The following is a 10,380-nucleotide window of genomic DNA, read 5'->3' on the forward strand; positions in this document are numbered from 1 at the left end:
GTGGCCACCAAGGGCGACCTGATCGAGGCGCAGAACTTCTCGCGCCGACGCCTGCTCACCGCGTTCGTCAGCGGCGCGCCGGGCGGCAAGGAACTGCAACCGACCTCGCCGCTGCGCGCGGTGATCGCCGCGATCGCCCTCACCGTCATCGTCGTTCTCGTGGGCGTGTTCTACGGTCTGATCCGCCCGGGCCTGCCGACCGGGTGGGAGAACGGCAAGCTCGTACTGGTCTCCGACACCGGCGCCCGTTTCGTCACCGTCGACGGCGTACTGCACCCGGTGATCAACACCGCGAGTGCCCGTCTGCTGCTGCCGGCGAACGACTTCGGGGTCATCTCGACCGACCAGGCCACCCTCGCCGGCACGCCCGTGGGTGACACCCTCGGCATCACGGGGGCGCCCGACGAGCTCCCGCCGGCGTCGAACCTCATCAACGCCGGGTGGAGCGCATGCGTCACCGACGACGCGGCCCTCGACGTGCGCATCTCGACCTCGGGCGGACCCGCGACCGCGACCGACCGTGCCGTCGTGGTCTCGGTCGACGGCATCCTGCACGTCGTGCGCGGTGGCCGCAGCTTCGCCGTGTCGAGTAGCGACCCCGACGCCGTGCTGCGCGCGGCGGGCATCTCGGCCCTGTCGCCGGTGAGCGTGCCCGCATCGTGGCTCGATCTGTTCACGGCGGGCACGCCGCTCACCCCGTTGACCCTGCAGAACTTCGGCACCGCCGTGCCCGGCACCAACCTGAGGGTCGGTCAGGTGATCCGCCAGGCCGGCTCCGCCGACGACGAGCGGTTCCTCGTGCAGACCGGGGGTGTGCTCGAGGCACTCACGCCCCTGGCCTGGCAGCTGTACCAGCTCGGCAGCGGCAGCGCCCTGTCGGGATCGGTGACCGAGGTCACCGCCGACGAGATCCGCGAACTCTCCACCGCCCCGGAGGGTCTCGGCGACGAGTGGCCCCGCACCGGTTTCGAGACCGTCACCGCCGGGCAGCGCCCGTGCGCGATCCTGACGCCCGGCGACGGACAGAGCACCGCCGTGCTCGCCACCCAGCCCACGTCGACCGCGGTGACCGCGGGGGTACAGGTCGCCCCCAGCCACGGCGCCCTCGTGCGGGCGGGCGGGCGCGGCGACCAGAGCACGAGCGTGCTGACCTTGGTGGATGCCACGGGCACGGCGTACCCGCTGCCCAACGCGACCGACGAGACCATCGCGCGCCTCGGCTACTCCCCCGCCGATGTGGGCGCCGTCACCGACGGCTGGACGGCGCTCCTGCGCACCGGCCCGTCGCTGAGCCAGAGCGCGGCGCAGCGCTCGCCGACCACGGAGGCGAAGTGACGCGTCTGCGGCGAGCCGGTCGCCTCGGTGCGACGGCACTCGTCGTGGGCCTGCTGGTCTCTGCGGCTCCCGCCGTCGCGCACGCCGGGGGCCCGGCATCCGGGGTCGTCGCCGCCTCACGCGACCAGTGCGTCGCCTCAACGCGCATCAGCCAGACGCCGCCCGCCCTCGACCAGTTGCAGAGTGCCTCCGCATGGACCTTCACACGGGGCGCCGGGGTGACCGTGGCGGTCGTCGACTCCGGCGTCGCCCCCAACCCCCATCTCGACGACGCGATCGTCGCGGGAGTGAACCTCGTGCCCGACGGCACCGACGGCATCGGGCGCACCGATGTGTACGGCCACGGGACGGTGATCGCCGGGCAGATCGCGGCCCGGGTCATCCCGAAATCCGGCGTGCAAGGACTCGCGCCGGAGGTGCGGATTCTGCCGGTGCGCGTCTACGCGGGCGACTCCGATCAGCTCGTCGAGGCGGGGTTCGGTCCGAACACCGCGCGCATGGCCGAGGGCATCCGCATCGCCGCGGATCGCGGCGCGCAGATCATCAACGTCTCGATGAGCACGACCGAGAAGAACGCCGCCCTCGGCGAGGCCGTGGCGTACGCCCGTGATCGCGGCAGCCTGGTGGTCGCCAGTGCCGGCAACCGCGACTCGACCGCGGCCGTCGAAGACGACGACACCGACGGCGTGCGCTATCCCGCGGGCTTCCCCGGGGCCGTCGGCGTCGCCGCCACCGACACCTCGGGCGTCGTGACGAACGCCAGCATTCGCGGTTCGCACGTGGCCCTCGCGGCCCCCGGGCAAGACATCGCCTCGGCGTGGCCGCAGGGCGGCGACTGCGCGGTCGCCACCGACGGGCCCGCCACGAGCTACGCCGCCGCGTACGTCTCAGCCGCGGCGGCGCTCGTCGCCGCCGCCCATCCCGACGAGACGCCGGCGCAGTGGGCCTACCGCCTCGAGGCGACGGCCGTGCGGCCACAGCCCGACACGCGCTCGAACGCCTCGGGCTGGGGGGTCGTGCAGCCCTACGACGCGATCGTGCTCGTTCCCGGTGCGGGGCTCCGCGGTCCGTCGAGCCCGTTCCCCGGGGCGACCGCGACGCCCGCTCCCACCGGGACACCGGCACCGGTCGCCGTGGTCGTCGGGCCGGGACCGGATGCCGAGGCGATCACCCTGGCGACCGGGATCGGCGTCGCAGGACTCGTCGTTCTTGCAGCGATCGGGGCGCTGGCGATCCTCGTCAGCCGGCGTCGCGAAGACGACGCGCCCCCTCGACCCGCGCCTACGGGGCGAGGGCTGTACGGCGACGATCGCGGGATGTGACCTCGGGCACACACCCCGGGGTTCGGGACTTCTTCGCCCGGGCCGAGCTCTCCACATCGAGGGCGACGCACGCGCAGGCAGACCGTCGTGGCAGTTCGTCACCGCGGAGCGACGAACGACGAAATACAGACACGCCTCAGGCGCTCCCCGCCGGGAGCAGCTCGAGCTCGGCGTCGCCGAGCCGGAAACGCGGCGTCGCGAGCGTGGGGGCGTCGGCCCGCACGCGCTCGGCGCGCCCGTCGTCGTGCAGCAGCGTGACGCCGTTCGTCGAGCCGAGGTCGGTGATGGTCCAGCCCGTCACCGCCCAGTCCAGGCGGGCGTGCTGCTTCGACACCGTGCGCGTGTCGTCGGCGACAGCGATGTACTGCACACCGTCGTCCTGCACCGGCGGTCTGCGTCCGAGCACGACGGCGCGACCGGTCACGGCCACGCGTTGCCCGTCGGGGAGGCCGAGCTTCCACTCGCCGCGACGACGAGTGCGGGGACGAGCCGTCTGGGTCGATTCGTCGACCGCCGCGCTCACCGGCACCTCGGCGGTACCGGTACGGGAAGCGGCGGTAGGGTCGGCGGCATCGGTGGTCTCGACGACCGGGGCGGCCTCGATCGCCGCCGCCCCCTCCTGCGTCAGGCCGGCGCCTCCCGCCGGCGAAGCCACCTCGGCCGGTCCCGCCAGCGTCACCACGATGCTCGGGGCCTCGACCGATCGGGCGGCCCGCCGGGAGCCGGCGGCGGCCGCGGCACCCTCCCCGCTCGCCGCGCCCGGGATCGACGAGATCGGTCCGGAGGGCGCCGCCCCCGACACGGAGGCCTCCCTCGGGGAAGGATCCGATGAGTCCTCTCGGGGAGCATCGTGCGACACGGCCGCGTCCACGGCATCCGGGTGCGCGGAAGCCGTGGCCAGGATCCCCGCCCACACCGGAGGCAAGACGAGAGCCAGCGCCGTCGTGCCCGCACCGCGCCCCGTCGCGACGGCGAGCCGGTGGGCAGCCGTCGCCTTGAGCACGAGGCCGTACACGTTGACGAGGGGGACGATGAGCAGCACGGCTCGGACCGGGTCGATGCGGCCGAGCCGGAACACCTCGGCATCGTTGACGAGCGGCACCCACGCGCGCCAGGTTTCGGCGCCGCGCGCGGCGAACACGCGAGACAGGCCGATCGCGTACCAGACGTGCAGCGCGAGGGCGACGACGAGCACGGTCCCCACGGCCATGGCGGTCAGGCTGCCAGCATCCATACGTCCTCCGTCGACGATCTGTCTCGACGCTACCCTGCCGTGCCGGGGTCGCGACGGTCGCCGCAGATCGGGCGGGTCAGTGGCGTCGGCGGCACGGTCGCGGGCGCATCGAGGTCGACGCGACGCACGGCGCACCCGGCGCAGCGCACGTACCGCACGCGCCCCGCACTCGTCACGTGCACCGACTCGGTGAGCCATGCGTGCTCGTGAGCGGATGCCGTGACGGCGAGCGAGGAGGTCGGAGAGGCGGTCATGAATCCAGCGTGATGTCATGCCATTGGTTAATTCAACCCTTACAGAGCGGCGTGTTCGCGCCCTCGACACGATCCCGGCGCGCGCCGGTGCGGCGAGCGGAACGCGACGTCTGATCGCTTGCATCGCGCGGGCGCCGGGCGATGCGGCGGCGTCGAACGCTCGACGATCTCGAACCGCGTAACCGCCTCGAAACAACCGCCCAGTGTTCATGAAATCTACATCTCGTAGCGTCGGGCACAGCTGGCATCGCATATTCGGATGCCGCGCCCCCACCCATGAAGCACCAATGGCTTACTGGAGACACAGCAGATGACCTTCCTTTCCTCCCGACGCGCCAAGCGCGTCGCCGCTGCCCTCGCCGGGGTCGCCCTCACCGCCCTCACCCTCACCGCGTGCTCGGGAGGGTCCGGCTCGAGCAGCAGCTCGACCGACTCCGCCGCCCAGGGGTACGGCGAGCTCACCCTGCAGCTCAGCTGGATCCTGAACGAAGAGTTCGCCGGTGAGTACTTCGCCGACAGCAAGGGCTACTTCACCGAGGCCGGCTTCTCGGGCGTCAACCTGGTGCCCGGCCCGTCCACCGGTGTCGCCGAGTTGCTCTCGGGCAGTGCCGACGTGGCACTCAGCGACGCCGTCTCCGTCGGCTCGGCGGTGGCCTCCGAAGGTGCGCCGGTGAAGATCATCGGCTCGACCTTCCAGCGCAACCCCTTCACGATCCTCTCCCTCAAGAGTGGCGGCAACATCACCACCGTCGCCGGCCTCAAGGGCAAGAAGATCGGTATCCAGGACTCGAACACGTCGCTGTTCAATGCGTTCCTCAAGGCCAACGGCGTCGACCCGAGCGAACTGACGATCGTGCCGGTGCAGTACGACCCGGCGCCGCTCGTCAACGGCGAGGTCGACGGTTTCATGGCCTACCTGACCAATGAGTCCATCACGGTCGCTGCGCAGGGCCTGGAGGTGAGCAACCTCCCGTTCGCCGACAACGGTCTGCCGTTCGTGGCCGAGACCTTCGTCGCGACCGACGAGACGATCGCGAAGGAGCCCGAGAAGCTCAAGTCGTTCCTCACGGCCGAGATCCGCGGGTGGACCGACGCACTGAAGGACCCGCAGGAGGGCTCGCGCCTGGCCGTCGAGCAGTACGGCAAGGACCTCGGCTTGAACCCCGCGAACTCCCTCGCCGGTGCGAAGGCGCAGAACGAGCTCGTGGTCTCGGACGAGACCGCGAAGAACGGTCTGTTCTCCATCAGCGACGCCCTGCAGGCGGCGACGGTGCAGAGCCTCGCCGACGCCGGTCTCACGCTGGAGGCGTCGCAGCTGTTCGACCTGAGCCTGCTGCAGCAGGTCTACGAAGAGAACCCCGACCTGAAGAACTACGCGGGCTGACAACTCCGCGGGAAGAAGCCATCGTGAGCGACTCGGCTCTCCAGACCGGTGCCCAGGCGAACAGCCTGGGCACCGGCCTCCAGATCACCGACCTGAACAAGGTCTTCAGCGTGGGACGCAAGAGCGTCGTCGCGCTCCAAGACGCCAACCTCCACACCGACCAGGGCACGTTCCTCGCCCTGCTGGGACCGTCCGGATGCGGCAAGTCCACCATCCTGCGCATCCTCGCCGGACTCGAGGAGCCGACCAGTGGCACGACCCGCGTAGACGGCAAGAGCCCGAAGGAGCTGCGCCGCGGCAACCAGCTGGGCATCGCGTTCCAGGACTCCGCGCTCCTGCCGTGGCGAAGCGTCCAGTCCAACATCCAGCTGCCGTTCGAGGTCGCCGGCAGGCCCGTCGACAAGGCGTACGTCGCCGAGATGATCGAGCTGGTCGGGCTCAAGGGCTTCGAGAAGGCCAAGCCCGCACAGCTGTCCGGCGGCATGCGCCAACGCGTGTCCATCGCGCGGTCGCTCATCATGAAGCCGTCGGTGCTGCTGTTCGACGAGCCGTTCGGCGCGCTCGACGACATGACGCGGCAGAAGCTCAACCTGGAGCTGCTGCGGATCTGGACCGAGAAGCCCGCGACCACGCTGCTGGTGACCCACGGCATCTCGGAGGCGATCTTCCTCTCCGACCAGGTCGCGGTCATGAGCCCGCGGCCGGGCCGGATCAAAGAGGTCATGCAGATCGACCTGCCGCGACCGCGGACGCCCGAGATGATGCGCACGCCCGAGTTCCACGCGTACGTCGATCAGGCCTCCGAGCTGCTCTTCGGCGTCGGAGGCGCCGCCGCCGATGACCACTGAGGCCCGTAAGAGCCGTGCGATCGAGTGGGAGGACGTGCGGCTGCCGGCGTGGCTCTCCGGCCTGATCGGCGGGCTGGCCATCATCCTGCTGTGGTGGATCCTCGCCGCGACGGTGTTCTCGAACGTGGGACCCGGCGGGGTCCAGGCGATCCCGACCCCGCTGCAGGTGGTTCTCGAGTTCGGCGAGACGGGATGGGACTTCTACGCCCGAAACCTCAGCGTGACTCTCGCCGAAGCGGGAACCGGCTACCTGTGGGGTAACGGTCTCGCCCTCGTGCTGTCGGCGCTGGTGCTCGTCGTGCCGCGTCTGGAGGGGGTGGTGATGCAGATCGCGATCATCACGTACTGCATCCCGATCGTCGCCCTGGGCCTGCTCCTCATCGTGATCGCGCCGGCGCCCCAGCCTGGGCAGCCGTCGACGACGGCGATCTTCCTCGCCGCCCTCAGCTGCTTCTTCACGACGGTGGTCGGCGCCCTGCTGGGCCTCAAAGCCGCGGATCGGGCGAGCCTCGACGTCATCACCGTGTACGGCGGCTCGCGGCTCACGCAGCTGCGCAAGGTGCGGCTGATCGCCGCGCTGCCCGCCACCCTCAACGCGCTGCAGATCGCCGTGCCCGCTGCCTTCCTCGGCGCCGTGCTGGGTGAGTTCTTCGGCAAGATCACCGTCGGCGTCGGTCCGGCGATGATGGCCGCACAGCAGGCGCTCAACGCCCCGCGCGTGTGGGACATCGCCCTCGTCTCGGGTGCCGTGGCTCTCGCCGGCTACGGACTCCTGGGGCTGATCTCGCGGGCCGTCGCGCCTTGGTCGAAGGGAACGAACCGATGACAGATGCCGCCGTGGCCTCGTTGAGCACGCCCGCCTCCGAACAGCAGCCGTCCGAAGCCGGACGTGCCACGCCGCCGCTTCCGGAGGGTCCGCAGTCCGGTCTGTCCGCCGACATCCGCCGAGCGACGCGCCGCGCGACCCGTCAGGCCCTGGGGCGCAGCCTGCTGACGTTCGCCCTCACGATCGTCGCGGTGCTCCTCATCTGGGTGGGCTCGCTCGCCCTGTTCGGCGTCTCGACGTACGTCGGCAAGGGGCCGCTGGACGTGTGGAACTTCCTGTTCACCGTTCCCGCCGCCGAGGCCAACCGCACGCAGCTGTTCGGCCAGCTCGGCGTGACCATCGGCCACTCCGTCGTCGGCTTCGGTGCGGGACTGCTCGTCGCCCTCGTCGTCGCCACGGCGTTCCAGCTCAGCAAGGGCGTCGAGCACGCGCTCATGCCGCTCGCGATGCTCCTGCGTTCGGTGCCGCTGGTGGCGATGGCGCCCGTGATCATCCTCATCTTCGGACGCGATTTCGCCTCCGTCGCCGTGATCGGCGGCATCGTCGTGCTCTTCCCGGCGCTGGTGAACATCGTCTTCGGCCTGAGGTCCGTGACGCCGCAGATGACCGACCTCGTCACCGTGTACGGCGGCGGCGCCTGGACGCGCCTGCGCAAGGTCGCCCTCCCCAACTCGCTGCCGGAGTTCTTCGCAGCGGTGCGCATCTCGGTCCCGGGCGCCATCACCGGTGCCCTGCTGGCCGAATGGCTGGCCGTGGGCGGCGGCATCGGCGGCTCGGTCGGCGGATACATCGCGGGCGCGCAGTTCTCCGCCGTCTGGACGGCGGTCGTCCTCGTCACCGGGACGGCGCTCGTCATCTACAACCTCGTGCAGATCGTCGAGTCCGTCGTCCTGGCACGCATGGGGATGGCCTCTCGCACCTGACCCGCGGATGCCGCGTCCTCCCACACTCCCCCTCGTCATCTGTCCGACGCGGCACCGCCCGCCCCTGCCCGGAAGCGCCTCATGACCGACATCACCGCCTTCGCGTTCGGCCTGCCCAAAGCCGAGCTGCACCTGCACCTGGAGGGGACGCTCGAGCCCGAGCTGAAGTTCGAGCTCGCCGCCCGCAACGGCATCGAGCTCGCGGAGAAGACCGTGGACGAGGTGAAGGCCACCTACGACTTCACCGACCTGACCAGCTTCCTCGCCGTGTACTACCCGGCGATGCGCGTGCTGCAGACGGCGGAGGACTTCCACGATCTCGCGTGGGCCTACCTGCAGAAGGCGAAGGAGCAGGGCGTCGTACACGTCGAGATGTTCTTCGACCCGCAGGCACACACAAGCCGGGGCGTGCCGTTCGAGAACGTCATCACCGGCTACCGACGCGCCGCACTGCGCGCGCAGCACGAGCTGGGCGTCTCGGCCGAACTCATTCTGTGCTTCCTTCGTGACTTCTCGGCCGAGTACGCCATGGCCACCCTCATGGAGGCGCTGCCGTACAAGGCGTGGATCCTCGGCGTCGGGCTCGACTCGGACGAGCGCGACAACCCGCCGACGAAGTTCGCCGACGTCTTCGCGCGCGCCAAGGCCGAGGGCTTCCTGCTGACGATGCACTGCGACATCGACCAGGTCGGCTCGATCGACAACATCCGCGCGGTCATCGAGGAGATCGGCGTGGACCGCATCGACCACGGCACGAACATCGTGGAGGATCCCGCGCTGGTCGCCCTCGCCAAAGAGCGCGGTCTGGGGTTCACGACATGCCCGGTGTCGAACTCGTTCGTGACGAGCCAGATGAAGGCCGACGAGATCGTGAGCCTCCTGCGGGAGGGCGTCCGGGTCATGGTCAACTCCGACGACCCGGCCTACTTCGGCGCCTACGTGGCCGAGAACTACGTCGCGTTGGCGAATCACGCGGGGCTCGGGCCCGCGGATCTCGCCCGACTGGCGATCAACTCCTTCGAAGCGTCGTGGCTCACCCCCGCGCGTCGCGAGGCGTATGTCGCTTCCGTGCGCGAGTACGCCGCGGCGCACGGCGTCGTCGTCGGCGACTGATTCGGATGACGTGACCCAGCGCGCCGGGGCGCACCCGAGAGAGGACGAGGCGTGATCTCGCTGGCCGATTACCTGCAGCTGCTGCCGAAGACAGAACTGCACTGCCACCTGACCTCCACCATGAGGGCGCGCACGCTCCATGAGCTGGCCGGCCGATACGGCGTACCGCTGTGGACCGACGACGTCGAGAAGCTGTTCGACTTCGACGATCTCGTCGACTTCCTGCGCGGCTGGCGGGTGGCCCACGAGGTGCTCCGCACTCCCGACGACATCGCCCGCGTGGCGTGGGAGGGCGTCGAGGACGCGGTGCGCGAGGGGAACCTGCGCTACCGCGAGTACTACATCAATCCGCAGTACTTCGCCCATCACGCGTCGCCCCTGTCGTACGTCGAGGTCATCGACGCGGTGATCGCGGGCCTCTCGCGCGCCGAGCGCGACTTCGGCGTCGGCTTCCGCGTGGTCGTGGCGATCAACCGCCGCGAGTCGGCCGAGGCGGCCGTCGAGCTGGTGCGGGAGGTGATCGCGAATCCCCGGCCGGAGGTGGTCGGCATCGGACAAGACGATCTGACGCCCGAGAACACCGAGGATCCGCTGCGCTTCGCCGACGCCTATGCGCTGGCCGGCGCGCACGGCCTGCGGCGCACCGCGCACGTGGGCGAGACGCCGACCGCGAGCCCGGAGAACGTGCGCGCGGCGATCGAGGTGCTCGGCTGCGACCGCATCGACCACGGATACCGTGTCGTCGACGACCCCTCCGTCCTCGCCCTCGCGCAGGAGCGCAGGATCGGCTTCGCCACGACGCCGTGGTCGACGACCATCTGCTCGGGATGGACGCTCGACGAGGGCCATCGCATCCGGACCATGGTGGATGCCGGACTCCCGGTGTCGGTGTCGACCGACGACGCGCTGTTCTTCCGCACCGATCTCGGGCGCGAGTATCGCGAGGGGCTCACCGCTCTCGGCCTGGGTATCGAGGACGCCCAGCGCATCGCGCTCGCCGGCATCGACATGGCGTTCTGCGACGAGGACGACAAGCAGCGGCTGCGCGCCGATTTCCGCGCGGCCTTCCTCGCTCTCGACGCGCTGCTCGCGCGCTGAGCACCGCCACCGGCGCCACGTGCGGGCGCGGCGCCACGGTCGC

10 protein-coding genes are annotated in these 10,380 nt (G+C 70.6%); 8 read left to right on the top strand and 2 right to left on the bottom strand.

Translation table 11 applies throughout. From position 1 onward, the window contains the following. Positions 1-1,335, top strand: a complete 1,335-nt coding sequence (eccB, locus tag QE412_RS10750; protein WP_307483349.1) for a type VII secretion protein EccB — start codon at positions 1-3, stop codon at positions 1,333-1,335. Further along, positions 1,332-2,657 carry a S8 family serine peptidase gene (locus tag QE412_RS10755; RefSeq protein WP_307483352.1) on the top strand — a complete coding sequence of 442 codons (1,326 nt, stop codon included), beginning with the start codon at positions 1,332-1,334 and terminating at the stop codon, positions 2,655-2,657. The genes eccB and QE412_RS10755 overlap by 4 nt, the downstream gene beginning before the upstream one ends. Positions 2,658-2,793: 136 nt before the next feature. Here the strand turns inward: QE412_RS10755 and QE412_RS10760 are convergent, their stop codons facing one another. After that, entirely contained in the window at positions 2,794-3,891 is a 1,098-nt protein-coding gene (locus QE412_RS10760; RefSeq protein WP_307483354.1) for an FHA domain-containing protein, read from the bottom strand. Positions 3,892-3,920: 29 nt separating this feature from the next. Continuing rightward, positions 3,921-4,145, bottom strand: a complete 225-nt coding sequence (locus QE412_RS10765) for a hypothetical protein (RefSeq protein WP_307483356.1) — start codon at positions 4,143-4,145, stop codon at positions 3,921-3,923. A gap of 310 nt (positions 4,146-4,455) precedes the next feature. On the opposite strand from QE412_RS10765, the gene QE412_RS10770 reads away from it, so the two are divergent. From QE412_RS10770 to add (QE412_RS10795), 6 genes are all read left to right on the top strand, one after another. Continuing rightward, a complete protein-coding gene (locus QE412_RS10770; protein WP_307483358.1) occupies positions 4,456-5,529 on the top strand; it encodes an ABC transporter substrate-binding protein in 1,074 nt (357 codons plus the stop codon). A gap of 23 nt (positions 5,530-5,552) precedes the next feature. After that, the gene (locus QE412_RS10775) at positions 5,553-6,377 is read left to right on the top strand and encodes an ABC transporter ATP-binding protein (protein WP_307483360.1); all 825 of its coding nucleotides are present in this window, start codon (positions 5,553-5,555) and stop codon (positions 6,375-6,377) included. Then, a complete protein-coding gene (locus QE412_RS10780; protein ID WP_307483362.1) occupies positions 6,367-7,203 on the top strand; it encodes an ABC transporter permease in 837 nt (278 codons plus the stop codon). Before QE412_RS10775 ends, QE412_RS10780 begins: the two co-directional genes overlap by 11 nt. Continuing rightward, positions 7,200-8,126 (top strand): ABC transporter permease, encoded by a 927-nt coding sequence (locus QE412_RS10785; protein WP_307483365.1) that lies wholly within the window; start codon positions 7,200-7,202, stop codon positions 8,124-8,126. The genes QE412_RS10780 and QE412_RS10785 overlap by 4 nt, the downstream gene beginning before the upstream one ends. Before the next feature lie 81 nt (positions 8,127-8,207). After that, positions 8,208-9,239 carry an adenosine deaminase gene (gene add / locus QE412_RS10790; RefSeq protein ID WP_307483368.1) on the top strand — a complete coding sequence of 344 codons (1,032 nt, stop codon included), beginning with the start codon at positions 8,208-8,210 and terminating at the stop codon, positions 9,237-9,239. A 51-nt stretch (positions 9,240-9,290) separates the two neighbouring features. Beyond that, a complete protein-coding gene (gene add, locus QE412_RS10795) occupies positions 9,291-10,337 on the top strand; it encodes an adenosine deaminase (RefSeq protein ID WP_307483370.1) in 1,047 nt (348 codons plus the stop codon). The last annotated feature ends 43 nt before the right edge of the window (positions 10,338-10,380 follow it).

It is taken from the genome of Microbacterium trichothecenolyticum, assembly GCF_030818955.1.
GTDB lineage: Bacteria > Actinomycetota > Actinomycetes > Actinomycetales > Microbacteriaceae > Microbacterium > Microbacterium trichothecenolyticum_B.